This window comes from Streptomyces similanensis, from assembly GCF_039543625.1.
GTDB lineage: Bacteria > Actinomycetota > Actinomycetes > Streptomycetales > Streptomycetaceae > Streptomyces > Streptomyces similanensis.
The window spans coordinates 125,579-148,677 of sequence record NZ_BAABKC010000059.1 but is presented as its reverse complement, the minus strand read 5'-3'; the positions used below and the strand labels follow the sequence as shown (position 1 = coordinate 148,677).

Sequence of the window (23,099 nt, the reverse complement as noted above, 5' to 3'; positions counted from 1 at the left end):
CGAGGGCGGCAGCCCGGGGCCGCCTTACTTCTCGGCGGTGCGCCAGCGCAGGCGTCCTGCGGCGTCACGTTGGTAGTTGTGCACCACGATCTGGCGCAGGGCCTGGATCCGCGGACCGCAGGTGCGGTCTGCTCCGTGCCGGTAGAGGTGTTCCAGGAGCCGGGCGGCGTCGTTTCCGGTGGCGAGGAACCTGCTCTTGGGCTTGGTGGGGTTCTTGCTCCGGCGGACCGGTCGGCCGTAGCGGCGTGCCCAGTCCTCGCCGACCAGCTCGTCCAGCAGGTGTGGCAAGGTTCCGGCGACTTCTTCCCGTGCGGCGCGGACCGCCTCGGTGATCAGCTCTGGGCGGGTCAGATCGCGCACCGCGGCCAGGACATGGGTGGAGTCGGTGCGTTGTGTGGTGCGCTCGCGCACCAGGCCGACCTCTTTGCGCCGGGGTCGTCCAGCTCCATGGCCATCGCGTACTTGAAGTCGATACGACAGCGGACCGCTCGGCGGCCTGCTGGTCCGGCAGGCCGAGCAGGAACTGCAGCACACAGATGGTGGCCAACTGGGCGGGTGAGAGACTCGGACGTCCGTCCCGCGGGCACCAGTCGGCGAAGTCCTCGTCGTGCCACAGGCCGGGCCGTCCAACGGGTCGCGCATCCATATCGCCATCGTGCCACCCGGGGTGCTCGCTCGCGCGACCCGCGCGGTCGGAGACCGTACATGCTCACCGGAACGCGGGCGCAGGGACAACGGGCACCTCGACAGCTGCCTCGGACATCGGAACCACCCGAGCATGCCCGATGATCACGCCGCCACATCGGGAAACCCCAAGATCCCCGACAGAGTCGCGTTGGGGCCTGGATAAGGTCCGTTTCCCCCACCCCGTGCCGGTCGGTGTGAAGATCCCTCTGCACGGTGCCCTCGGCGCTGTGGAGGAGGCAACGGCGTGAGGATGCCCCTGACGTTCACCGTCGAGGTGGGAGGCAGCGACAAGCGGGCCTGCGTGGCACAGGCGCTGTACCGCCACTACGCCTGATCGGTCCCTCGGGGTGAGCACACCGGCATCCGCCGTACCCCGCGACGAACCAGGGGCGTTCCGACCGCCGGAGTCCGATCGCCCTGGCAAGGGTGCCACCCTGCTGGGCGTGCGGCGTGCGGTCCGGTGTTCATGTCGTTACGGTGTCAAGCTCACTCGCAGACGCCGTGAGCCTCCGACGGCTTGATCTCCTGATCGAACAGCTCGGCGCCCGCGTCCACACCGACTCCCGGCGCCGACGACACCCCACAGCGGTCAGCCCGCCTCCATCCGCGAGCAATTGTCAAAAGCTGTGGATCAGCAGCCGTTCACCATGATTCGTGCTTCAGGTGGACAAGCCCTTCGATGGCGACCAACTGTGCCCGCAGGGCGGGGCTGGAGGCCGGGGTGGTCGTCATCAACAACACCTGAAGTGTTGGGTGTTCGGTGACGTAGAGGTCGTCGTCACCGTCGTCGCCGGGAATCGGGTTGGGCTGGATCTCGATCTCGCAGTCGGGACTGTCCGCCCGGTAATAGATCCCCCGGTAGTAGCTGTCGTGCTCGGTGAAGACCAGCCCGAGGCAGCTGCCGGTGACGCGAGCAAGCTCGCGGGCTGTGTGGCTGCTGGTGCCGTAGACGTCGTAGTCGGTCATAGTGCACCAGACCTTATGCCGCGAAGGACTCAAGGCGTTCGACCCAGTGGCCGCGTTCGAAGCGGGCTCCGGCCCGGATGAGGGCAACGAGATGAGGTGCGTTCACGGCTCGCCAGCGGCTCTTGGCGGACTCGACCAGCTTGAAGACCATCGCCACGGCGACCGCTCGGGAGCCGGCCCCCTTGGTGACCTTCGTCCGCAGCCGCACCGTGGCGAAGGTCGACTCGTTCGGATTCGTGGTCCGCAAATGGATCCAGTGCTCAGCGGGGAACTCGTAGAACGCCCTGCACCACCGGTCGGCCGCCCGAGTAGGCGGTCAGATGGGAGCGAGGAAGACCAGGAAGCCGCCGGCGAGCAGGAGCACGCAGGCCAGCAGGAACGGAACGGGGGGTATTCCTCGGTGCAGTTCTGCCCGCCGCTGGTCGCGCGGCATACGTGTCCCGGGCCGCCGCGGTTGAGGTGGGAGAGGTAGAGCAGGGGCAGGCTCGGACCGGTCAGGTCTCCGAAGGCGGCATTCCCGTTCCCTTCCAGAGCAGACGCACGGCGGCCGCGGCGGCCAGGACGATCAAGGCCGCCCCACTGACGGCAGAGCGGCCGGCCCAAAGGCGAGGTACGCCCCGACAGCGAGCCATGCGAGGAACCAGCCGCAGTCCGTTGCGCAATCGTCTTTGGCTGTGCCTATTCCGGTTCTCAACGGAGTCTTCCTCTGCAAGGTGGGACTACGAGGACCGGACGGTGAATCGCGAAAACAGGCGACCTCAGCTCCACTACGATACCTTCGGCCGCATCAGCAAGATCGCCACCGCCGAAGGGCGGCCGGCACCGCCACATGACCCTGGCCGTGGCCGCCCACGTCTGCCTGACCATCCTGCGAGCCCGCAAGCTGGAGGCCGGGAAAGCCGCCGCTGTCCTGCTGGACGGGGTCCACGGTGAGGACGATGCCCGATGGCCGGCCTCCGTGGCAATGAAGCGGGAGAAGCGCCTGCAGAGCTACGCCGCGCGGTGACGGTGGTTGGGTGGAGCGGTCACGTGCGAAGGCGTGCGGCCTCTCCACCTGACCGGCGTCGGAGGATGGACAGATCGACGGCGCCGGCCATGGCCTGGAAACCGGCGTCGTCGGGGTGCAGGTGGTCGCCCGAGTCGTGGGCGGGGTCGAGGACCTCGCCCATCGCCTGGGTGAGGTCGATAATGGCGTCGTACTGTCCGGCCTCGTGGGCCCAGACGTTGACCTCGGCCCGTTCGGCCTCGTGCGCGCGGGCCGCGGTCAGGTCATGAGTCCTCCTGACGTCGCGCGGGAGAACCGGAGCGGTGTGCCGTCAGGACGAGCCGTGCTTGCGGTGCTTCATGGAGGGCAGGTGTCCAGGAGACCAGAACGTCCAGAGCCTCGTCCACGTATCGCCAGGCGGTGGCCTGAGATATCCCGAAACCTGACGTCGAGCGTGGCTCGATACGGAACCAACAGGGCCCCTCCCCTCGACGGTGTGCCGAGTGGAATCACCACGCCAACGACGAGGGGCCCTTCCCCGTCACGACACCCGCTGACCAGCCCATTTCACCCTCCAGCGCAGGGTGAAAGAGGTGCACTGATCACCAGGACCGCAATCACCCTCATGACCAGGCGCGTCACCCGTCGAAGCTCCCGCAGAAACGGACAGCCGGCCTCCCGCGAAGCCCAACGCGACTGACCAAAAGGGCGGTCACCGTCATCCAGAGGCCGCCGGGCGCACGACCCGGCTTCATCGTCGCACCGCCGCGACGGCTCCCTCGGGCATTCACACCACGACGCCAACTGTCAGCCCGCCGACCAGCAGATCTCACCGCCCATGCCACGCCGTTCGGATCGTGGGCTGCGCAAGCGCCGATCAGTATGTCATTTTCGGCTCATAAGCAGGCACTCAAGCTCCCCGACAGACAATTTGCCGCCGTCGTCCGAGAGCTACAGCAGATCGAGTGCTCCGTCGTAGGGACATCAGGTCAGAACTTGGCGGGAAGGGAGAGGGAGACCTCGTCGCTGTAGTTGTACCTGTTGAAGGTCTTGGTGGTGGTCCCGATGAGCACCTGGATTCTCTCGCCGTCCTTGCGGCTGCCCCTGACCGTAACGTTCACGCCTTTGTCGATCGGCGTATTTTGTACTCCCAGCTCCCGCTGGACGTCTTGTATCCGAACGTCATCTGCTCGGATTCCCACGATCCCTGTCGGAGCTTGCCACGGCTCAGCTTTCCCTGGATGACGTAGCCGGTCGGGCCGTCCGCCCAGGCGAAGCCGTTGAACTGGACGTCCCATCCAGGGTCATGGAGGAACAGGTCGATCTCTTGGCGTGGCCCGCCCGGCGTGGCAGTCACGCTCTTGCCATAGCTGAACTGGCCGCTGAGTCCCGTGTTCATGCCGATCTTGAAATCCACCGGCTCGTTCTTCTTGCGCTGTCCCTTCCCCTCGACGGTCCAGACGTTTTCTTCGCCGCCCTCGGGGCGATACGCCACATAGGTGTAGTCACCGGACTCGCCGCCGTGCCCGAACTCCACCGTGTTCTCGAAATCCGTGCTCGACCGATCGAGCGCGCAGATGGCTCTGACCTTGCCGGAGAACACGTATCCCTCTGCCCCGTCCGGGTCCACCACCCCCTCGAAGGACGCCCTGAGCCCGGAACCCTCATGAAACTGAACCGACACGTTCGGCATGCCGTGACCCCTTTCGTGGGCTCGCGCGAGACGGCAGACCAACCGCCACGCGCAATCCACCATAGGCAGCGAAAACCGCCAGGTCAGACATATCGAGATCACGTCACCCGATCAGGTGTGGACGACCCCTGTTCAACACGAATCACACAGTTTCCGCAAGACCTCGCCCGAACCCGCGCTCCTTCGCCAGATGGAGGTCTACCGCTCCCGGCCGGCGGGCACCGTCGCTCGACACTCACGCCTTGACGTGCACAGCCACTACGCTCCCGACGACGCCGGATGGCGTCCCGCTGTGTGGTGTAGGGGATCTCCGCGGTTGAGTGCGCGGGTTTCACTCCCTGGAGTGCACCGTCTGCCGGTGGTTGTGCCCTGCTCAACTGGCAGGCCAACGTGCAACTGTCCGGAGTGAACGGGCAGTTCGACCCCAGAGGGTACACGGTGGCCTTGTCCCAGCATGACCTACTTCGCCTGCTTGAGTCACTACGTTCGGCAGATGGTCTTGAACTCGTCCGCGAGGTCGCCGAAAGGCTGCTGCAGGAACTGATCAAGGCGGAAGCCACCACAAAGATCGGCGCCGAGTGGGGTGAACACACCGACACCCGCACCATCTGGCGCAACGGCCACCGCGAGAAGACCGTGACCACGTCGCGCCGCCCTGGTCGACCTCACCGGCACCTGGCTCCCACAGCCGCTGCCCGGCCGCACGCTCAGAGCCATGAACTCGCCTTGGACGCCGAGCACATGATCGAGCGACTGCGGCTGTTCTTCATCATCCTGCTCGGCGAGACCGTTCTCACCGCCGGACGCGTGATGACCGACGCCCCTGTCGACGTCGCGAACTCGTTGTCGGCCACCCCCTCGGCCACGGATCCCCCTGCTCCTCTTCGGAGGCCCCGCGCTCCATCTCGCGGCAACGGGATGGTTCTTCCGCGCCACCGCTCACGGAGCCTGGACCGAGCGCCTTCTCGCCTGCAGTGCCTGCGTCGCCGCTGTCAGGATGCCCCCGCGCGCCTCCCTCGCCCTTCTCGACGTCATCCTCATCCTCATCATCGCCACCGTCATTCTCACCCGCACCGACCAGAGCCTGGCCCACTCCTTGCAGACCGCCGCGGATGCCTGAGACTGCGACATGCAGCCGGTCGACCGCGCCCTCGGATTCGTGCGGGACATCGAGTGTCGCGGGGCGTGCGAGCCTCATCTGCGGTGAGTGCCACGGAGCGCGCTGGTAGGTCCGGGCCTGGGAGGCCGGGACGGGGGCGGGGTCATGACGGGAGGTTGCGCGGGTTCCTGGCGCGCGTGTCCGCCCCGCCCCCGACTGCAACACACCTACCCCGAAATCCCCTCTGGAAGCATTCGCCCGATGCCCCGTGACAGTCCTTCGGGCAAGAACGGCAGAACTGGTGGGGGCCCGGCCATGTCCATGGCCGGGCCCCCACCAGAGGGTGTGTGCGGTGTCAGGTCACCATCGGTACCAGCGACCGCGGCCGCCGCCCGCGTTCGTGGAGCGCATCACGAAGCCGAGCAGCCACACCACCAGGACGACGATCGCCACCCACCACAGGATCTTCAGGGCGAAGCCGGCGCCGAAAAGGATGAGCGCGAGAAGCAGTACCAGCAAAAGGGGAACCATAGTTATCAACCTCCTGACCCTCCGATTGCCCTGCATCACTGTGCATATTCTTCGCCAGCACCTTTGTTTGTGGCGAGTATGCCAGGGCACGAGCCAGTTACCGCGACAACGAACTGATGCTTCGAGGAGGCTGTCTTTCATGAGTGCCGGCGAGAAGGCCAAGGCGAAGACCGAGCAGGCCAAGGGCAAGACCAAGGAGGCTGCGGGCAGCGCCCTCGGCAACGACCGCATGGCGGCCGAAGGACAGGCCGAGAAGAGCACCGGCGACGCCCGCGCGGCCAAGGAAAAGACCAAGGACGCCTTCAAGCACTGAGGCCCTCAGCGCTCCATAGGGCCCCTCACATAAGGAGGGGAGTCTTTCCCGGCAACGGAAAGGCTCCCCTCTCCGTGTACGTGTACCGCAGGGATTACGGTGTGGAGAGTGAGCCGTTGCGTTACGGCTTTGACGTGGCCAGCCCCTGAGAAGCACGGCGTGCCGCGTCGGAGGGCCGTGCGGCTCTCCGACGCGGCCGAGTCACCCCGACGTCCTCAGGCGCCGACCGGACGACTTGAGGCATTGGCCTCTCCGGGCGTGTCGGCCGGGGCGACGGAGGACCGCGTGACGTCATCCTCCTTCATGGCCTTGGCCTCGCTCTTGAGGATGCGCATGGACTTGCCGAGCCCACGGGCCGCCTCCGGCAGCTTCTTCGAGCCGAACAGCACGATGATGACGACCCCCACGATCAGCAGGTGCCAGGGTTCCAGACCGTTACGGAGCATCCCGCTCACCTCCTTCCCTCGCCGGACAGTGACAGTGACATGGACGGCATACATCGTCCATCCTTGCTAGCTTGCGCAACTATACAACCAATGGGATGGCGAGCTACAGGATCCGGCGCAAGGCCGAGTGACCGCCGTCCGCGTCGTACACCTCAGCCCGCACGGGGCACACACATGCCGGTCTCAGGCGTCGGAGTCGGGTTTGCCGCGCGCCGCCGCGTATGCCTGAGTCGGCGTCATGGGAACACCGTTGAGAGTGACGGTCTTGTATGGGCTGACCTTGGCACACGTATGGGCCTGGTCGGCGGTCTGGGCGTTCGTGTGGGAGACCGCCGCTTTCATGTCAGCGGACGTCGGCGAGGAGGTGGCGCCGGGGAAACTCGTACCCGTGGGCCAGTCGCCGCCGATCACGAGGGTGAGGCCCTGGCCGCTGCCCTGCCGCAGACGCGAGTCGGACAGGCCGAGCGCCTTGGCGACCGCCTCCGCCTTCGCCTTCTGTCCGGCGCCGTAGGTCAGCGTGGTGGTCGTCGCGGCGCTCGGCGCGTTGGCGGTGGTCGTGGCGGAGCTGAAGCCCTGGCCGGTCAGGGCCGAGGCGATGTCGGCGGCGCGGCCGGTGACCGTGGTGCCGTTCTCCACGGTGACGGCGATCCGCGACGTGGGGACCACCGGGTCGGTGGCCGTCGCGGTCGCCGACGCCGCCGCGGATCTCTTGCCGGAGCCCGTGGTCAGCGATCGGTCGTCGGCGATGCTGGAGAAAAGGGTCCTGGCGCCCTGGCCTACGACCACCCGGTCTTCGTCGTGCGGGTCCTGGGCCGTCTGCATCGTCGTGAACGTCATCCGGTTCGCCGGCACCTTGTTCACATCATCCGCGAGCGAGACCAGCTTCCTCACGCTGCCCAGGCCGTCGTCCACGGTCAGCGCCTTGGTGGCGGCGTCGGCCAGGGCGTAGATCGCGCTGGGGTCGGTGAGCGTGCCCGCGCTCTTGAACTTGCGGATCATCGAGCTGAGGAAGATGTGCTGAGAGACGGTCCGGCCAAGGTCGCTGCCGTCACCGAAGCCGTGTCGCGAGCGCACGAACTCCAGTGCCGCGACCCCCTTGAGGGTGTGGGCGCCTCTGGACAGCTTGAGGTGGGAGTAGGTGTCGTAGACGTCGTCGCTCACGCAGACGGAGACGCCGCCGACCGCGTCGGACATCTTCACGACGCCGGAGAAGTCCAGTTTGACGAAGTGGTCGACGGGGATGCCGGTGAGCCGATGGACGGTGGCCACCTGGCAGGCGGGGCCGTACTGGAGGGCGCTGTTGATCTGGCCGTAGTAGCCGTTCGTGGATCGGCCGTCCTCGTTGTCCTCGCAGGCCGGTATCCGGGTCATGGTGTCGCGCGGAATGCTCATGACAGTGGCGTTGGAGCGGTCGGCCGCTATGTGGACGACCATCTCGACATCCGCGTTGCTGCCGCTCTGCACCCCGGTCTTCGAACAGCCGCCGCCGAGCGCGCAGTCGGCCTCGCTGGTCCGGCCGTCCGAGCCCATCACGAGAAGGTTGATCGGAGTGCGGCCGAAGGCGTCGGCCTTCTCCGTCCCGCCCTTGCCGTCGAGTGCGACGCTGTGAATGTTGCCGTTCAGGTGCTGGTAGAACCACCAGCCCGCGCCGGCGGTGATGACGATGAGCGCGGACAGGCAGAACCCCGCGACCCTCAGGAACCGCCTGCCCCGCCCGGTCCGGGGCGCCCGGCGGCGCGACTGTGGGCCGCCACGCGAGGGGGAGGCTGCCGCCCGGGTCGCGGCGGCCCGGCCTCCGGAAGGCCGCGTGCCGTCGCCGCCCGAGGAGCCTCTGCCACCGGACCGGGTGGCACGCTGCCCGGGCACCTGAGCGGTGCGCTTGCGCGAGGCTTGGCCGACCGGGCCGTCCCACGGGTCGCTCATCTTCCACTCCCATGACGGTCGGGCCTGGCAGGCCGGGCCGTCAGGGGCAGGGCCGGGCGTGCGCGGCGGTGCGCGGGCGAGGTGGAGCCGACCTCCACCACAGTTGCTGGTTTGCGCAACCTACCAAAGTCCTTGCGGCGTGAGAGCACTGGTCCCGCCGCCGGTTCGGTCGGACGGCGAGTCCCAGGGCGCGCCGCCTCCGGACCGTGCCGTGATCCACGCTGCACCTTCGACCTGTCATGAGTGTCAGGGTGCCTCTACTGCCCTTCCCGCCTTGGCCCAATTGCCGTGCAACCGCTCCAGATACGAGCGGGCCTGGGCGCCCGGCGTCGCCCCGCGGGCGAAGGCGAGCATGTTGCCCGCACCGGTGTTGTACCCGAGGGCCAGCAGGTCGTTCTTCGGGTAGTGGGCGGTCCACTGGGTCGGAAGCTGGGCCGCCAAAGCGTGCAGGTACCAGGCTTCGGCTTCGACGGCCAGGTCACGGTCGTCCGGCAGTTGATCCCAACGGCGGTCCGCGAAGTCCCGGCCCCTCTTGACCTCGTCGAAGGTTGCGCGATGCATGTTGGCGATGCCGAAGGCCGCGTCCGGCTTGTACTTCTGCCAGCTCCGCTCGAACGACGGGTCGTGCGGCTTGTACGCCTCGTTGTAGAGGATCGCCATCACCAACTGGGCGCTCACGCCCGCCTGGCGGGATCGGGCACGGACCGACGCGGCGTAGTCGGCGGGGTCGTACGAGAAGGGCGCCGACGACCGGGAAGGAGCGGGGAGGCCGACCGGCGGACGCATCGGTGGGAGGGACGCCTTCCCGTGGGCCGGCGGATCGCTCTGCGAGACGCCGGCCGCGCGCACGACGCCGTACACGACCAGAGCGAAGACCAGCACCAACAGCGGTCGTCGGTATTTCGGTGCCCGGGACTCCGTCATGTCGCACCTTCCTCGTGCCCCGCCGCGGGCCGGCAGCCTCGAACAGCGGAAAGATCAAGACGGATGTCGGCCGGCGTCGGGCACCGGCGGTCGCCCAAGTCGGCTCACGGAGGCGGGACCGTCGCCTCCACGGCGCTCGAACCGTGCCCTGGCCGCCAGAAGAGCCGCGGCGTAGAGGATCAGCACGACGGCGAGCAGCAGGTAGTACAGGGCTGGCAGCGCGGTCAGACCGAGCATCGGCCCCAGCGGGGAGGAGGGGAACACCAGACCGATCACGGCGAGGGCCAGTGCGGCCCAGGCGACCGGGCTCGGTCTGCGGACGTCGGCGGTACGGCGGCCGACGCGCAGCAGCCCCATCACCAGGGCCTGGGTGATCAGGTTCTCCGTGAACCATCCGGAGTGGAACACCGCCTCGTCGTTCCCCGTCCCCGGCCCGTGCACCGCGAGGGCGAGGACGCCGAAGGTCGCCAGGTCGGCGGCTGCGTTCAGCACGCCGAAACCGGTGATGAAGCGCAGCAGGTCCCGTGGGTCCAGCACGGTCGGCCGGCGCAGCGCGGCGGAGCCGGGCCGGTCATGGGCGAAGGTGAGCTGGGCGGCGTCGAAGCACAGGTTCTGCAACAGGACCTGCGCCGGGAGCATGGGCAGGAAGGGCAGTAGCAGACCGGCGGACAGCATCGCGAGGACGTTGCCCAGGTTGGACGACAGCGTGATGCGCAGGTAGGTGACGATGTTGCCGCCGGCGTGCCGGCCCGCGGCGACGGCGTGCGCGATGGCGGTCAGGTTCTTCTCGGCCAGCACCACGTCAGCGCCGTCCCGCACCACGTCGGCGGCGTTGCGGGGGGCGATGCCGACGTCGGCGGCATGGAGCGCCGGCAGGTCGTTGACCCCGTCGCCGAGGAAACCCACGGTGTGCCCGGCGGCGCGCAGCGCCTCGATGATCCGGGCCTTGTGTTTCGGGGTGCAGCGCGCGAAGACGGTCGTGCGGACGGCGGCCGCGGCGAGTTCGGGGCCCGGCAGGAGGTCGACGGCCTCCCCGGTGAGCACGGCGTCCGCGGCGACCGGAACGCCCAGGTCGCGGCAGGCACGGACGGCCGTTCCCGGATGATCGCCCGTAAGGATCTTGACGGTGACGCCCCGGTCGGTGAGGGTTTTCAGGGCGTCGGGGGCGGTGGGCGCGAGCGCGTCCCGCAGGGTGATCAGACCCCGAAAGGCCAAGCCATGTGTGTCGGCGGGCGTGTACTCACGCCGCAGGGAGGTGCGCTCGGCGGTGGCGACGGCCAGGACGCGCGCTCCGTCGTCCGCGTGCCGGGCGGCGAGGGCGCGCAGCCGTTCCCGCTCGTCGTCCGCGATGGCGCAGCGGTCCAGTACGGCCTCGACGTCTCCCTTGGCCACCAGCGTGTGTGTACCCAGCCGGCCGGGTGTGCGTACGACCACCATGGAGAACCGGCGGTCCGGGGCGAAGGGCACGGCCGCGACGCCGTCGTACGCCATGAGCGCGCCCTCGTCGACCGCGTCCAGGACCGCCTCGTCGAGGGCGTCGGGTTCGGGCAGGTCGGCCAGTTGGAGGGTCCACCACGCGTTGACGGCGGCCCAGTGCAGGACCTCGGGGGTGTCCTGGCCGTCCGGGCCGAGAGCGCGATCGGCGACGGGCCGGTCCTGGGTGAGGGTGCCGGTCTTGTCCAGGCACAGCACGTCGACGGCGCCGACGTCGTGCAGGGCCGGCAGGCGCTTGACGATCACCCCGTGGCCGCGGGCCAGCAGCGAGGCGCCGCGGGCCAGGCACACGGTGACGAGAACCGGCAGCATCTCGGGGGTCAGTCCGACCGCGACCGCCACGGCGAACGGCAGTGTCTCCAGACCCCGGTCGCGCAACGCCGCGTTCGCCATCAGCACCAGCGGCGGGGTGAGCAGCAGGAACCGGATGAGGATCCAGGAGATGCCGTGGACGGAACGGTCGAAGGCGCTCGCCTCCGGCCGGCCGGACCCGCGCTCGTGGGACGCGGCGAACCGGGTGCGCGCGCCGGTCGCGACGATGACCGCGGTGGCGCTGCCGGAGGCCACGCTGCTGCCCTGGAAGCAGAGCTGCGGCTGCTCGAACAGCCCGCCGCCCGGCGCGCGGGACAGATCGTGGGCGGACTTCGCGACGGGCGCGGACTCCCCGGTCAGCGCCGCTTGGTGCACGGTCAGGCCGGCGGCCCGGAGCAGGCGTACGTCCGCCGGCACCAGGTCCCCCGGCGCGAGCCGGATCACGTCTCCGGGCACCAGTTCGGCCATGGGGAGCTCGCGGCTCGCCGGGGCCGCTGCCTCCTCGGTCCGCCGGAGCACGGTGGCGGTCGTGGCGACCAGCTCGCGCAGCGCGGCCGTCGACCGGTCCGCCCGGTGTTCCCCGGAAGCCCGCAGGACGCAGCTCACCACGACGAGCAGCAGGATCACCGAGGCGGTGCCCCAGGCGGCGACGGCCGCCGAAACCAGTCCGAGGCAGGCCAGCACCGCGGTGAACGGGTCCCTTAGGCTCCTCGCGAACAGCCGCGGCCAGGAGGCTTCGCTCCGGGCCGGTGCGGTGTTCTCGCCCAGCCGGGCCAGTCGCTCCTCGGCCTGCGCCTCGGTCAGACCGCGCAGCCCGCTGTCCAGCCGGCGCAGGGTCTCCAGCACGGTGGGCGCGGACAGTCCCGGCGCGGTCCCCTCCCCGGGCGGGCTCACAGCCGCCGGGGCGGGCGGCCGTGCGTCCTGTCCCGGCGCTGCGGTGGTATCAGCCACCGTTCCCGCGCAGCTCACGGACCGGCGCGAGGGCGTACGACCGTGCCGTCAGCTGCCCGACCATCACCCGTACCACGGTGACGACGTCCGGGTCGTCGACGTAGTAGACCTGCCGACGGCCCTCACGGCGGGAATTGACGAGGCCGGCCAGCTTCAGCTTGGCCAGATGCTGGCTGACAGCGGGCAGGGCGCCGCCGACCCGGTCGGCGAGATGCGTGACGTCGCTCTCTCTCTGCGACAGCGCCCACATCAGGTGCAGGCGGGCCGCAGAGGCGAGCAGCCCGAACGCGGCGGCCGCCTGGGCGAGAACCTCGGCGGACGGATCCTCCAAACCACCGGCGTGCCCCGTCACTGTTCTCTCCCGTCCCGCCCACTCGCACAAGCGACAGTCATCTGGCCACCCAGTCTAGGCGGCAGGAGGCCGGGCGTTCCCGCACCGAGGCGCAGGCGTGAGGCTTCACTCCCGCACCACTCCCTGAAGGGTCCGACGGCATGGCGTCTGAGGCCGGTGCGTCCGCGTCGCCGAGGCCGCGCGTCTCCGCGTCCAGGGCGGCGTGGGCGAGGACGGTGTCGGTGAAGACGTGGTAGTACCGCACCGCGTCGGCGGGAGGAAGCCCGCTCTGAGCAGGATGCCGATGCCGGTGTCCACGGCGCGGCGCTCGGCGGCTCCGGCGGAGAACCGGGAGAACCGGGAGGTGCGGACCGTGGCCAGGCGCGGGTGGCGGAGCACCGACCCGTGGACCCGCGTGGCGAAAACCCGCAGGGAGGCGACCCAGTCCGCCTCGGGGCGAAGCCGTCGAGAGAGTCGCCGATGAGCCTGTCGGCCACCGCCAGGAGCAGCGCGTCGGTGTCGGCGAAGTGGCGGTAGACGGTCGACGGGTCGCACCCCAGCGCCGTGCCGAGCCGGCGCACGGTGCGGGCGCAGCACACTGGAAGGTCTCCCCCGCCTCCTACTCCCTCGCCCTACAGGACAACGGCCGTCGCCTCCCGGCCGCCGCCTTCACCGTCCTCGACACCTGACCCTCACCCACCCTTCCAGCCCCGATCACCCGCCCCGGGCCGCCGCCACCGCGCACCGCGCCCCGGTCCGTGCTGTCTGCGCTCCTCCCGAAGAGGTGATCCGACCTGATCGAACGAGTTCGAGCCGCGACACCCTAGAGCCCACACGGCCCACCCCCGGCGTTAGAGCCCGTGTTCACCAAATGCCCTCCAAGCGGGCCGTGACGGAATCAGTTCCACCACGTTTCTAGAGCGTCAGTGGTCCCCCGCCGCCTCCTCCACCGCGCCGCATACGACCGCTGCCGACCGGGCGTACCGCCCGAGGCGGCCACACCGCCGGCCGCCACTGCGGCGACCGGTACTGGACGCTGCGGACCCGGCAGCCGGCCGCCCTCCACAGCCCCGTCGAACTGCCCTGACACCGCTACCATCCCGCCTTCTGCGAACGAGGAGCGACTTGTGGACATCACCCGGACTGCCTGGTCCCAGCACTACAACACCGGGCGGGGTTTCCGACGGCTCGGGGAAGACGAGAAGGATCTGCTCGCCGCGCAAGCCCCGTCCCCCGAGGGCGGCCGCGCGCTCGACATCGGCTGCGGGACCGGCGAGTTGTCCGTCTACCTCGCCTCGCTCGGCTACACCGTCGACGGAGCGGACTTCGCCGAGGGCGCGCTCGAGCGGGCCCGCGCGGAACACGCCGCGGTGGAGCCGGTGCGCTGGCTGTGCCTGGACGTGGAGTGCGACGACCTGGCCGCCCTCGCCGAGGACGGCTACCACCTGGTCGTCCTGCGGCTGTCCATCGCGTTCATCCGCGATCGCGCCCGTGTCCTTCGCGCTCTGGCCGTCCGGCTGCGCGAGGGCGGGACGCTCGTCGTCATCACGCCGACCGTGGAGAACACCCCGGAAGACAGGCGCCACATCGCCCTGGACGAGAACGAACTCGCAGCGCTCACTGATGGGTTCGAGCACGTCGAGCAGTTCGACGCGGAGGGGCTGGCCGTGCTGGTCCTACGAGGACCGGCCGGATCGTTCAGCGCGGAGGAGAGGGGGCGGCCCGAGCCGCAGGCCGTCTTCGGTGCCGCAGCGGTGGTCACCGACATGTTCGGCCGGGTCCTGCTGGGCCGCTCCACGCGGGGCATGTGGGAGCTGCCCGGTGGCCATGTCGAGACAGGCGAGTCCGCGCCGGAGGCCGCCGTGCGGGAGCTGACCGAGGAGACCGGGCTGACCGCGCGCGTGGACGACGCCCACGTCATCACCGTGTTGCACGACGACCGACTGGACGTACGCCGGGTCACCGCCGTGGTCCGCGTCGCCCGCTGGGACGGTGAACTCGCGCTGCCCGAGCCGCACCGCTTCGTACGCTGGGAGTTCCACGACCTGAACACCCTGGCAACTCTTGGGAGAATCTTCGCGCCCAGCGCCCAGGCTCTGACCGCGGTGTGGCCCGGGGTGCTGCCGGGCCTCCCTCCGGTTCACTCCTACCGGTGCTCCCCCGTCGGCTCGCCGGTGCCTGAGGAGGCGGCTGAGGCGGTCCGGTGCGCGAGCGGATGGCGGACGCCGTGATCAGCAAGGGCTCGGTGCCCTCGCCGCAGGTCCGAGCGGCGTTGCGCGAGGTGCCCAGGCACCGGTTCGTCCCCGAGACGCGGCTGGAAACGGCCTGTCACGACGACCTCGCTGTGGTGACGGTCCGAGAGTCACCCCGGACAGCCGGACGGTCGCCCCTGAGTTCGGCATGTTCGACCGCGGACGATAAACGTCAAGCTCAGTGGTGCCAAGCTTGTCCATCCGTGTTGTGGATGAACCGCTGCAGCACCTTGAGGGTGGTCAGGTACTCCTCGTCGGAGATATCTGCGTGCCGTTCCGCCCAGAGCTGGTCCTGAAGGGCTGCGGCCTTGTCGTAGAACGCTCTGCCCTCAGCCGTGGTGCCCAGGCGTCCCTCGGCATTCTCGGTGATCCAGCCCTGGGCGATGATCGTGTCGATCTCTGACTCCATGGTTTCCGGGCCGGTGTCGAGATAGTTCCGAAGGATACGGGACACTACATCACGGGACTTGACGCTGTCGGCGCCTGCGACTTGTGCAAGGGCCCACCACTGCGGTTGGGTGGTGCCGATCCCGGCGAGGGCGGCCCGGGTGCGGGCGATGACGGCCTTGTAGGCCGCCCAACTCCAGTAGCCGATGGGCTGTTTGATCAGCTCCGTATCGCTGTGCGAGTACTCCATGGCCGAAACCCCTGTCGTTGTCTGAGCCGGTTCGACGAGATCGACCCTAAAAACTCGACTGGACTTGAGGTCAAGTGTGAATGAGTGCTTCAGGCGATGAGTGAGCGGCCGAGTCGGAAGAACGCGGCGGATCAAGCGGCTGCGGCCCGGCCCTGCGCGGCCCCTGACCGAACTCTGCGCTCGTCTTGAGTTGGCGGCAGCCGGACATCCTGGCCCAGGCAGAGTCGTGTGGGAGTTCATCCGCACTGGGAATCGTGCCGGCGGCCGCACGCCGTGCCCTTGGCGCTGCGTGCGGCCCGGCTGTTCGCGGCCGGAGATCCCCGAACGGCAGGCGGACCTGCGGGCTGTGCTGGAAGATGTACTGCGCCTTGCCGGTCGCGAGGTGCGGCCATCCTTGCGCGCACGGTGGCCCTGAAACCCAGGCAGCTCACAACCGGGGCTTCTGAACGAGGACGTCATCGTCTGCGCCGCGCTGTGTGCGCGAGCAGGACGGTCAGAGGGCCTACTACGACACCGATGATGACGCCCACCCAAACGACGGTCATCACACTCATCTCTGTACCTTCTCTGTACCTTCGCCTTCTGGTCGAGACTGCACCGGCGATAGCCGCTATCGCTGCATCGATACCCAGGTCGGAGTAGCGGTTCTGGAGGTGGTAGAGGCCGGTGGGGTCCTGGTAGTTTCCGGCGAAGCGGTACGGCTGGGCGACCGGTTCAGTTGGAGAGAAGAGCAGTCATAGGCTCTTTCGCATGAGGATGCACATCGTCTCGTGGCGGTGGATCGATCCGTCAGGCCCTTCCTCGTCCCAAGCGTCTTGTTCGCGGCCGTGTGCGACGTAGCCCAGACGCTCGTACAGGGCGCGTGCCCGGGTGTTGTCCTCTTCCACAGCGAGTTCGGCCCTGCGCAGCCCGCGGTCCCGGATTCGTCGTTCGGCAGCGCGGACGAGCAGTGTTCCCAAGCCGCAGGACTGCAGCGCGGGCAGCACGGCGAGTTGCCACAAGGTTCCGGTTTCCCGCGTGACCTGATAGTCAATGCCGCCGATCGCCACCGGCAGGTTCACAGGGGTACATACGGCCAGGTAGTCCACCTCGCCCGCCGCGGCGCGTGTCAGCTCTCGCTCCACATGGCGCAGGTGGGTGGCTGAGCCGGACCAAGTGCACGCCGGCAAGTCCTGAGGCAGCAGATCGCGCACTGTGACGCGCGTGGTGAGGGTGGCGTAGGGGAGGTCGTCTTCAGGGATCACACCCCGAAGCATGCGGTCTCAAAGGTGGCACGACAACGGATTTCCTGTGGCTTGATGCTCTGCACACAGCATCGACCGGGCCTGCTTCCGTACGTTGCCGTTTCCCGTGAGCATTGGGGCGGGAGGCGGCAGCACGGTGGGCGGCGGGACAGCGGCGAGAGCGCGCTGACGGCATCGGTGGCGTACCGGACTCCGGTGGAGTGTGGTCGGCGGTCATCTGCTGGGGGCTTGGCCAGCTGATCAGCGGTGCTACTCCGCGGCCGGGACGCTGATCGCCTCCCTTCCGGATCCCGCCACCGCAGCACCCCCGCGTGGTCGGCGAGGACGAATGCGCCCAGCACAAGGGCAGGATCTACGGGACCGTGCTCGTCCACGTCGAGACACGGCGGCCGGTCTGCCTTCTTCCCGACCGGGAGACGGACGCAGGCACGGCCTGGCTCGCCGAGCGGCCCGGCATCGAGATCATCTGCAGCGACCGTGCCCCCTTCTTCGCCGACGGCGCCACCCGCGGCGCCCCGCAGGCCCTCCGCCAGGTCGCCGACCGGTGGCCCCTCTGGCACAACCTGGACGCAGCCGCCGAGAAGTGCGTACACCGGCGCCGTGGATGCTTGCGCCCCCTGTCGGCCTGTCGGCACAGCCGGAGGAACCTTCGGAGGGACCGGAGCCGGTCACGTCGTCGCCCTCGCCGACGCGACACCGGTTCGCCGAACGCACCCGGGCCAAGCACACCATCATTCATGGCGTTCGTCATCGGCGGGCGCACGTGTGTGGTGTGGGGCAGGGTGCGGGCGCGGGCGGCCGAGTCGTGGTGGCGCACGAGGCGGCCGAGTTGGGAGACGACGCCGAGGAGCGCGGCGCGGACGGCGGTACACGAGCCGCATGCGGCCCCCGTCCGAGTCGTAGACGGCCCATGCATGACCCGCATACGGCTCTCATCTGGCCGTTTCCGGTGCTGAGATGGCGCGTTCCCGTTGTCCGACAACCGAGTGTCGCCCGCCTTCCCTCTTCGCATCACAGGGAAGCGCGGAGGAGGCACGGTGGAGTTCAAGCTTTTGGGGACGGTGGGGATCGTCACGGAATCGGGCCGTCTGACACTCGGCCCGCCCAAGCGGTGCAGTCTGCTGGCCGCCCTGCTGTTGCTGCCGAACCGGCCCGTTCCCGTGTCGGCCCTGGGCAAGGCGCTGTGGGAGGGGGAGCCGCCGGTCCGGGCGCGCTCGGTCGTCCAGGGCCACGTCTCCCACCTGCGCGGCCTCATCGAAGGCTCGGGCGGCGCTGGGCACGGCGTGGAGCTCGTCACCCATACCGGTGCCTATGAACTGCGCACGCCTGCGGACCGGGTGGACAGTGCCCGGTTCAAGGAGCTGGTGCGGCAGGCCAGATCGCGGCCGGACACCGAGGCGGTGCAGCTGCTGCACCGGGCACTGGCACTTTGGCAGGGGCCCGCCCTCACCGGCACCACCGCCGGCCCCCTGCTGCTGGACGCGGCCCGCGCCCTGGAGGAGGAGCGGGTCGGCGCGGTGGAGCGGCTGGCCGACGCGTACGGCACGCTGGGGCAGTGCGAGCGGGCGGCCGCCGAACTGGACGCCGAGATCGCCGCCTATCCGCTGCGCGAGTCGCTGGTGGCCGCCCTAATCCTGGCACTCCACCGCTCGGGGCGGCGGGCGCAGGCCGTGGAGCGCTTCCATCACACGCGGCGGCTCCTCGCCGACGAGTTGGGCGTGTGTCCCGGGCCGCGGCTCACCCAGGCATTCGAAGAGGTACTGCGCGACGGACCGACCGCCCCGCGCCACACACGACCGTCCCCGGCCCGACAGCAGTCACCGGGTGCGTCGTCGTGCCCGGCAGCCGGACCGTCGTCCCAGGGCGCATTGCCGTTGCCGGGCGCGTCGCCGTGGCCGGGCGAGCTGCCGTCCTCCTCCGGGCCGGAGACTCAGGCCGAGCCGGTGACTCCGGCCGAGCCGGTGACTCCGGCCCGGCTGCTGTCCCCGGCCGGGCCGCCGACCTGCGCGCCCCCGGCGTCGCGTACCCGTGCCTTCGGAGGACGGGGTTCCCTGCCGCGCTCTCCGGGAGGATTCACCGGGCGCGCGGCCCAGCTGGCCCGGCTGGACGCGCTGACCGCGGAGGACGCACCTGTCTGCCTGGTCACGGGCCCCGCGGGCGTCGGCAAGACAGCGCTGGCCGTGTACTGGGCCCACCAGAACGCCGGCAGGTTCCCCGACGGCCTGCTCTTCGCGGATCTGGCCGGCTTCGGGGCGCACGGCCCGGCGGACGGGGAACTCGTGCTCCACGGCTTCCTGCGGCGGCTCGGAGTGGCCCCGGAGGACATCCCGGACTCGGCGGAGGGTGCGGGTGCGCTCTACCGGGAGCTGACCGCCGACCGGCGCGTCCTGGTGGTGCTCGACGACGCGGGCTCCTCGGCACACGTGCGCCCCCTGCTGCCCGGCGGAGCCGGCTGCGTCACCCTGGTCACCTCACGGGACCGGCTGGGGGGTCTGATCGTCTCCGAGGCGGCCCGGCCCGTACCGGTCGGCATCCTGGACGACGGCGAATCCGCGGCGCTGCTGGTCTCCGTACTCGGATCGCGGCGGATCGCCGCCGAGCCCGCCGCCGCACGGCGCCTGGCCGGACTGTGCGGAGGACTGCCGCTGGCCCTGCGGGTGGTGGCGGCCCGGCTGGCCTACCAGCCGGACACCTCCCTCGATGGGATGGCCGCACAACTCCTGGACGACGACCGCAGACTGGCCCTGCTGTCCGTGGACGACCGGGGGCCGCGCGCCGCCCTCGGCACCTCGCTGCGGCACGTCGCGCCCCAGGACCGCCGGATGCTGTACGCGCTGGCGTCGCACCCGGGCGGTCGCATCGACGTCCACGCGGCGGCGGCCCTGGCCGGGGCCACCGAGGATGCCGCCCTGGGCGCGCTCGACACCCTGGCCGGCGCCCACCTCGTGGTGGAGGAACGCGACGGTCACTGGTCCCTGCACGACATGATCCGCCTCTACGTCCGCACCACCGCCCCGCGATCCGAGGACGCCGTGGCGGGGCCGGACGCTCAGGGCGCGCTGCGGCGGCTGGTCGATCTGCTGCTGCGCACCTGCCTGGCCGCCACCGAGGCCGCCGAACCCTCGTCGCAGGTGTGCTGCGCCCTGCCGCCCGAGACCTGGCTGCCCTTCACCCGCCCGGAGTTCACCTCCCGTCCCCAGGCCCTGCACTGGTACGCCGAGCAGCGGGAACTGCTCGCCCGGACGGTCGCCGCCGCCCGTGCCGGGGGCTTGCACGCGCAGGCGTGGCGGCTGGGCATCCTTCAGTGGCCGCTGATGATCCTTCGCCCGCGCGACGAGTGGTGCCCCCTGTTGGCCGACGCGCTCGACTCCGCTCAGCGTGACCCGCACGCGGCCGGCGGCGACGGCGAGTCGCGGGTCCGGGCGCTGCTCGGCTGGCTGCTGATCGAGCAGGACCGGCTGCCCGAGGCCCTGCGACACCTGGAGGCGGCCCCCGCGATGGCCGTGGACCCGGTCTCCGAGGCCACGGCCCGGATCAACCTCGGCATGGCGTACGCCCGGGCCGGTGAGGCCCGGCGGGCCCAGACCGCGTGTCTGCGCGGACTGGCGCTGGCGGTCCGCTGCGGGCATCTGCCCAGCCAGCGCCTGGCCCTTCAGCATCTCGCCCGGATGGCTCTCGACGGCGGCCGGCCCGAGCAGGCGCTGGCCCGCGTCCGGCAGGCGCTCACGCTGACCCGCGCGGAGGAGGTCGCCGGATGGGTGTGGCTGCGCCTGCAGTGCGGGCAGGCCCTGTGGCAGCTCGGCCGCACCGCCGAGGCCCTGGCGGAACTGGAGGAGTCCGCCGGGCGGGCGGAGGCGCACGGCCTGCACGAGTCGGCCGGGCACGCGCTGGAACTGCTCTCACGGATCACGGGCGCCCAGGAGTACGCCGAGCGCCGCGCCGCGTTGGTCGCGCGGGTCGAGGAGGGCGTACCGCGGGCGTGAGCGGGACGTCAGCGGGACGTCGGTGAGACGTGGGCGAAACGTAGGCGGGCGCCGACAGGCTCGTCCTGTCTCTGACGGACAGCCGCTCGCGGCACACACACAACGGTGGACTTGTTATGCGCATGCGAAAGACCGCTGCCGGATCCCTGGTCCTGGCGGCACTCCTGCTCGGTGGTGCCGGCGCCCAGTCGGCGCAGGCGGCCGACTACCGCATCCCGGGCGGTCGTTACGACACGTACGTCGCGTGCCGCACGGCCGGTTCGCTGAGCGTCGGCATGGGGCTGTTCAGCCGCTTCGAGTGTGTGGACAACGGAAACGGCGCGTTCGACCTGTTCTACGTGAGCTGACCCCCGGCCGGAACGTCCTCTCCGGCCGGACCGGTCGCCCTCTCCCCCTCCGCCCTTCGCCCCTTTCCCGGAAGGCATCTACATGATGTCCGCACGTTTCGCGCGTTTCACACGTTCCATACGTTTCGCACGCTCCGCGAGTTCCGTACGTTCCGCGGGTCCCGCACGCCGGCGGGCCGTGGCCCTGTCCGTGGCCGCGTTCGCCGGTGCCGCCGCGGGCCTCGCCCCGGCCGCGCAGGCCGCACCCGCCACCGGCGCCCCGGCGTCCGCTTCCGTGAGCGCCTCCTCCGCCCGCAGCGTGGCCGTGGCCTTCAGCAACAACACCGACCAGCAACTGATCCGCACCTACTCCGACCTCTCGCACGGCTGCTGGGACAACGACAGCCTCCCGCCCGACTACGTGGCGAAGCACACCAGCCCCCGCTGGGGCAGTCACTCCTGCGGGATGCTCACGGGCACCGAGGGATACACCAACTTCAAGATCACCGGCACCGATCAGACGGTGTACCTCCACTGGGACAACCCCTACTCGGGCCACAACAGTTACGGATGCGACGCCCCGGCCGGTTACAACTGCGCGATCAGCGACGGCGGCGGCAACAACGCCACGGTGTACATGACGCTCACCGGCGGTCCGGCGCGGCTGACGGCCGGCACCGCCGGCGTGGCCCGCACCGCCAGTGCCGCGCGGAGCACCAGGGTCTACCTCACGAACTACTCGGGCCGTTCGCTCGTGCGCACCGGGGCGAGCCTGTCACACGGCATCTGGAGCGAGAACGCGCTGCCGCCGTCTCTGATCAACCCCAGCGACAGCGGCACCTGGCAGAGCGAGTCCGACGGCTTCATGACCGGCACGGAGGGCCGGACCACGTACACGATGTCGGGCGGCGGCACCGTCACGGTGAGCTGGGACAACCCGTTCACCGGCCACAACAGCTACAGCTGCGACGTCTCCACCGGGTTCGCGTGCGACAAGGCAGGCGGCGACGGCGACAACGCGCGGGTCGCCTTCACCGTCCGCAGGACCGCCTGACCTGCCCGCCCACCGTCGTACGACCGGCTCAGCGCACACCCGACCCTCGTAAGGAGCGCCATGCGCAAGGAAATTCCCGCCCTCCTGCTCGCCGCCGCCCTGTTCACCGGCGCCGCCCCGCCGCCGAGGCCGCCGACGCCCACCCGCACCCGGCGCCGACGGCCGTGGCGGTACGACCCCAGGCCGTCCAGAACTCCTTCTTCTGGGACTTCCAGAGCAGCGATGCCTCGGTGATCCGCAACACCTACGGCCAGGCCATCAGCCGGCTGCGCCAGTCGGTCGGCCACGCGTACCCGGCCGACCCGTCGTTCCAGGTGACGAGCGATCAGGCCGACATCGCGACGATGACCGTGCTGCTTCCCGGGAACCGCCAGGTCAGCCTCCACTACACCACCGACAACCTCTACCTGCGCGGCTTCTCGGTGGGGCAGGGAGACGTGGTGCAGTTCAACGATTTCGACCTGGGTCACCAGCTGGACCGCAACGCGCGCACCCTGCCGTTCAACGGCCGGTACGGGACGGAAAGGGGGCACCTCGAGTACAACTCGTCCCGTACGCGCGCCCAGCTCAGCTTCAGCCATCACGCTCTCGGTGAGTCGCTGGAGAACCTGTACAACTTCGCGAACGACTCGGGGAACGTCTCCAACCAGCAGGTCGCCACCGCCGCTCTCACCCTCGTCGCCGCGACGTCCGAGGGGGCCCGCTTCCAGCCCGTGTACCAGGACGTCCTGAACGCGATCCCGGGATCAGGCAGCGCCAGCCAAACCAACGACGACCTGATCCTGGAGAACAACTGGAGCCGTCTGACCGACTTCACCCGCCGGCTCACCAACCACGAGAACCCTGCCGTGCTGGTCCTGGGCACCCGCCACTTCCGCAACATCCAGAACGTGCGCAACGTCCTGGTCATGATGCTGTCCAACTCGGCTCACCTGTAGGCCCGGCCAG

The 23,099-nt window shown here is 69.9% G+C and carries 22 protein-coding genes and 3 pseudogenes; 10 read left to right on the top strand and 15 right to left on the bottom strand.

Features of this window, described 5'->3' with window-relative positions:
* Nucleotides 1–24 precede the first annotated feature (24 nt).
* The 3 genes and pseudogenes from ABEB07_RS21030 to ABEB07_RS21020 all read right to left on the bottom strand — a co-directional run.
* Entirely contained in the window at nt 25–411 is a 387-nt protein-coding gene (locus tag ABEB07_RS21030) for a hypothetical protein (protein ID WP_345669777.1), read from the bottom strand.
* Between the two features lie 918 nt (nt 412–1,329).
* Nucleotides 1,330–1,653 carry a hypothetical protein gene (locus ABEB07_RS21025; protein ID WP_345669776.1) on the bottom strand — a complete coding sequence of 108 codons (324 nt, stop codon included), beginning with the start codon at nt 1,651–1,653 and terminating at the stop codon, nt 1,330–1,332.
* Nucleotides 1,654–1,666: 13 nt separating this feature from the next.
* Nucleotides 1,667–1,933 (bottom strand): annotated as a pseudogene (locus ABEB07_RS21020) (IS256 family transposase); the annotation flags it as partial.
* Between the two features lie 549 nt (nt 1,934–2,482).
* Here ABEB07_RS21020 and ABEB07_RS21015 point away from each other — a divergent pair.
* Nucleotides 2,483–2,659: a hypothetical protein gene (locus ABEB07_RS21015; RefSeq protein ID WP_425589044.1), complete on the top strand. Its 177-nt coding sequence runs from the start codon at nt 2,483–2,485 to the stop codon at nt 2,657–2,659.
* A gap of 19 nt (nt 2,660–2,678) precedes the next feature.
* Here the strand turns inward: ABEB07_RS21015 and ABEB07_RS21010 are convergent, their stop codons facing one another.
* The 4 genes and pseudogenes from ABEB07_RS21010 to ABEB07_RS20995 all read right to left on the bottom strand — a co-directional run bounded on the left by ABEB07_RS21010 (nt 2,679) and on the right by ABEB07_RS20995 (nt 4,331).
* The gene (locus ABEB07_RS21010) at nt 2,679–2,822 is read right to left on the bottom strand and encodes a hypothetical protein (protein ID WP_345669789.1); all 144 of its coding nucleotides are present in this window, start codon (nt 2,820–2,822) and stop codon (nt 2,679–2,681) included.
* Between the two features lie 78 nt (nt 2,823–2,900).
* Nucleotides 2,901–3,154 (bottom strand): annotated as a pseudogene (locus tag ABEB07_RS21005) (helix-turn-helix domain-containing protein); the annotation flags it as partial.
* Nucleotides 3,155–3,627: 473 nt separating this feature from the next.
* A complete protein-coding gene (locus ABEB07_RS21000) occupies nt 3,628–3,759 on the bottom strand; it encodes a hypothetical protein (protein ID WP_345669775.1) in 132 nt (43 codons plus the stop codon).
* Nucleotides 3,756–4,331 (bottom strand): hypothetical protein, encoded by a 576-nt coding sequence (locus tag ABEB07_RS20995; RefSeq protein WP_345669774.1) that lies wholly within the window; start codon nt 4,329–4,331, stop codon nt 3,756–3,758. The genes ABEB07_RS21000 and ABEB07_RS20995 overlap by 4 nt, the downstream gene beginning before the upstream one ends.
* A gap of 438 nt (nt 4,332–4,769) precedes the next feature.
* Here ABEB07_RS20995 and ABEB07_RS39255 point away from each other — a divergent pair.
* Together ABEB07_RS39255 and ABEB07_RS20985 are read left to right on the top strand one after the other, a co-directional pair.
* Nucleotides 4,770–4,976 (top strand): annotated as a pseudogene (locus ABEB07_RS39255) (transposase); the annotation flags it as partial.
* Nucleotides 4,977–5,328: 352 nt separating this feature from the next.
* Nucleotides 5,329–5,451, top strand: coding sequence for a hypothetical protein (locus ABEB07_RS20985; protein ID WP_345669788.1), 123 nt, complete (start codon nt 5,329–5,331; stop codon nt 5,449–5,451).
* Nucleotides 5,452–5,790: 339 nt separating this feature from the next.
* Here ABEB07_RS20985 and ABEB07_RS20980 read toward each other — a convergent pair whose 3' ends face one another.
* Complete coding sequence (locus ABEB07_RS20980; protein ID WP_345669773.1) at nt 5,791–5,961, bottom strand: hydrophobic protein; 171 nt, start codon at nt 5,959–5,961, stop codon at nt 5,791–5,793.
* Nucleotides 5,962–6,100: 139 nt separating this feature from the next.
* Between ABEB07_RS20980 and ABEB07_RS20975 the strand changes: the two genes are divergently transcribed.
* On the top strand, nt 6,101–6,274 hold the full coding sequence (locus ABEB07_RS20975) for a CsbD family protein (RefSeq protein WP_345669772.1): 174 nt from the start codon (nt 6,101–6,103) through the stop codon (nt 6,272–6,274).
* A gap of 215 nt (nt 6,275–6,489) precedes the next feature.
* Here ABEB07_RS20975 and tatA read toward each other — a convergent pair whose 3' ends face one another.
* From tatA to ABEB07_RS20950, 5 genes are all read right to left on the bottom strand, one after another.
* Nucleotides 6,490–6,720 (bottom strand): Sec-independent protein translocase subunit TatA, encoded by a 231-nt coding sequence (gene tatA / locus ABEB07_RS20970; RefSeq protein WP_345669771.1) that lies wholly within the window; start codon nt 6,718–6,720, stop codon nt 6,490–6,492.
* Between the two features lie 183 nt (nt 6,721–6,903).
* Nucleotides 6,904–8,643 (bottom strand): LCP family protein, encoded by a 1,740-nt coding sequence (locus ABEB07_RS20965; protein ID WP_345669770.1) that lies wholly within the window; start codon nt 8,641–8,643, stop codon nt 6,904–6,906.
* A 246-nt stretch (nt 8,644–8,889) separates the two neighbouring features.
* Nucleotides 8,890–9,567 carry a lytic transglycosylase domain-containing protein gene (locus ABEB07_RS20960; RefSeq protein ID WP_345669769.1) on the bottom strand — a complete coding sequence of 226 codons (678 nt, stop codon included), beginning with the start codon at nt 9,565–9,567 and terminating at the stop codon, nt 8,890–8,892.
* A 54-nt stretch (nt 9,568–9,621) separates the two neighbouring features.
* On the bottom strand, nt 9,622–12,324 hold the full coding sequence (mgtA, locus tag ABEB07_RS20955; protein WP_345669768.1) for a magnesium-translocating P-type ATPase: 2,703 nt from the start codon (nt 12,322–12,324) through the stop codon (nt 9,622–9,624).
* Entirely contained in the window at nt 12,317–12,676 is a 360-nt protein-coding gene (locus tag ABEB07_RS20950) for an ArsR/SmtB family transcription factor (protein ID WP_345669767.1), read from the bottom strand. The genes mgtA and ABEB07_RS20950 overlap by 8 nt, the downstream gene beginning before the upstream one ends.
* Nucleotides 12,677–13,782: 1,106 nt before the next feature.
* Between ABEB07_RS20950 and ABEB07_RS20945 the strand changes: the two genes are divergently transcribed.
* The gene (locus tag ABEB07_RS20945) at nt 13,783–14,886 is read left to right on the top strand and encodes a bifunctional class I SAM-dependent methyltransferase/NUDIX hydrolase (protein ID WP_345669766.1); all 1,104 of its coding nucleotides are present in this window, start codon (nt 13,783–13,785) and stop codon (nt 14,884–14,886) included.
* A gap of 199 nt (nt 14,887–15,085) precedes the next feature.
* Here the strand turns inward: ABEB07_RS20945 and ABEB07_RS20940 are convergent, their stop codons facing one another.
* Nucleotides 15,086–15,544 carry a MarR family winged helix-turn-helix transcriptional regulator gene (locus tag ABEB07_RS20940; RefSeq protein WP_345669765.1) on the bottom strand — a complete coding sequence of 153 codons (459 nt, stop codon included), beginning with the start codon at nt 15,542–15,544 and terminating at the stop codon, nt 15,086–15,088.
* 734 nt (nt 15,545–16,278) lie between these two features.
* The gene (locus ABEB07_RS20935; protein ID WP_345669764.1) at nt 16,279–16,800 is read right to left on the bottom strand and encodes a GNAT family N-acetyltransferase; all 522 of its coding nucleotides are present in this window, start codon (nt 16,798–16,800) and stop codon (nt 16,279–16,281) included.
* Between the two features lie 299 nt (nt 16,801–17,099).
* On the opposite strand from ABEB07_RS20935, the gene ABEB07_RS20930 reads away from it, so the two are divergent.
* The 5 genes from ABEB07_RS20930 (at nt 17,100) to ABEB07_RS20910 (ending at nt 23,089) form a co-directional block, all read left to right on the top strand.
* Nucleotides 17,100–17,744 carry a transposase gene (locus ABEB07_RS20930; protein ID WP_345669763.1) on the top strand — a complete coding sequence of 215 codons (645 nt, stop codon included), beginning with the start codon at nt 17,100–17,102 and terminating at the stop codon, nt 17,742–17,744.
* Nucleotides 17,745–17,825: 81 nt separating this feature from the next.
* A complete protein-coding gene (locus ABEB07_RS20925) occupies nt 17,826–20,771 on the top strand; it encodes an AfsR/SARP family transcriptional regulator (protein ID WP_345669762.1) in 2,946 nt (981 codons plus the stop codon).
* A 122-nt stretch (nt 20,772–20,893) separates the two neighbouring features.
* Complete coding sequence (locus ABEB07_RS20920; RefSeq protein WP_164584219.1) at nt 20,894–21,118, top strand: hypothetical protein; 225 nt, start codon at nt 20,894–20,896, stop codon at nt 21,116–21,118.
* A 178-nt stretch (nt 21,119–21,296) separates the two neighbouring features.
* Nucleotides 21,297–22,151: a Crystal protein ET79 gene (locus ABEB07_RS20915; RefSeq protein WP_345669761.1), complete on the top strand. Its 855-nt coding sequence runs from the start codon at nt 21,297–21,299 to the stop codon at nt 22,149–22,151.
* Nucleotides 22,152–22,315: 164 nt separating this feature from the next.
* Nucleotides 22,316–23,089, top strand: coding sequence for a ribosome-inactivating family protein (locus ABEB07_RS20910; RefSeq protein WP_345669760.1), 774 nt, complete (start codon nt 22,316–22,318; stop codon nt 23,087–23,089).
* Nucleotides 23,090–23,099: the final 10 nt, after the last annotated feature.

What these genes read in the sequence shown, in the direction of transcription:
- ABEB07_RS20965 (WP_345669770.1), bottom strand. Translation starts at nt 8,643, where the DNA reads ATGAGCGACCCGTGGGACGGCCCGGTCGGCCAAGCCTCGCGCAAGCGC.
- ABEB07_RS21025 (WP_345669776.1), bottom strand. Translation starts at nt 1,653, where the DNA reads ATGACCGACTACGACGTCTACGGCACCAGCAGCCACACAGCCCGCGAG.
- ABEB07_RS20960 (WP_345669769.1), bottom strand. Translation starts at nt 9,567, where the DNA reads ATGACGGAGTCCCGGGCACCGAAATACCGACGACCGCTGTTGGTGCTG.
- ABEB07_RS21015 (WP_425589044.1), top strand. Translation starts at nt 2,483, where the DNA reads ATGACCCTGGCCGTGGCCGCCCACGTCTGCCTGACCATCCTGCGAGCC.
- ABEB07_RS20975 (WP_345669772.1), top strand. Translation starts at nt 6,101, where the DNA reads ATGAGTGCCGGCGAGAAGGCCAAGGCGAAGACCGAGCAGGCCAAGGGC.
- ABEB07_RS20920 (WP_164584219.1), top strand. Translation starts at nt 20,894, where the DNA reads ATGCGAAAGACCGCTGCCGGATCCCTGGTCCTGGCGGCACTCCTGCTC.
- ABEB07_RS20985 (WP_345669788.1), top strand. Translation starts at nt 5,329, where the DNA reads ATGCCCCCGCGCGCCTCCCTCGCCCTTCTCGACGTCATCCTCATCCTC.
- ABEB07_RS20935 (WP_345669764.1), bottom strand. Translation starts at nt 16,800, where the DNA reads ATGCTTCGGGGTGTGATCCCTGAAGACGACCTCCCCTACGCCACCCTC.
- ABEB07_RS20980 (WP_345669773.1), bottom strand. Translation starts at nt 5,961, where the DNA reads ATGGTTCCCCTTTTGCTGGTACTGCTTCTCGCGCTCATCCTTTTCGGC.
- ABEB07_RS20995 (WP_345669774.1), bottom strand. Translation starts at nt 4,331, where the DNA reads ATGCCGAACGTGTCGGTTCAGTTTCATGAGGGTTCCGGGCTCAGGGCG.
- tatA (WP_345669771.1), bottom strand. Translation starts at nt 6,720, where the DNA reads ATGCTCCGTAACGGTCTGGAACCCTGGCACCTGCTGATCGTGGGGGTC.
- ABEB07_RS20940 (WP_345669765.1), bottom strand. Translation starts at nt 15,544, where the DNA reads ATGGAGTACTCGCACAGCGATACGGAGCTGATCAAACAGCCCATCGGC.
- ABEB07_RS21010 (WP_345669789.1), bottom strand. Translation starts at nt 2,822, where the DNA reads ATGGGCGAGGTCCTCGACCCCGCCCACGACTCGGGCGACCACCTGCAC.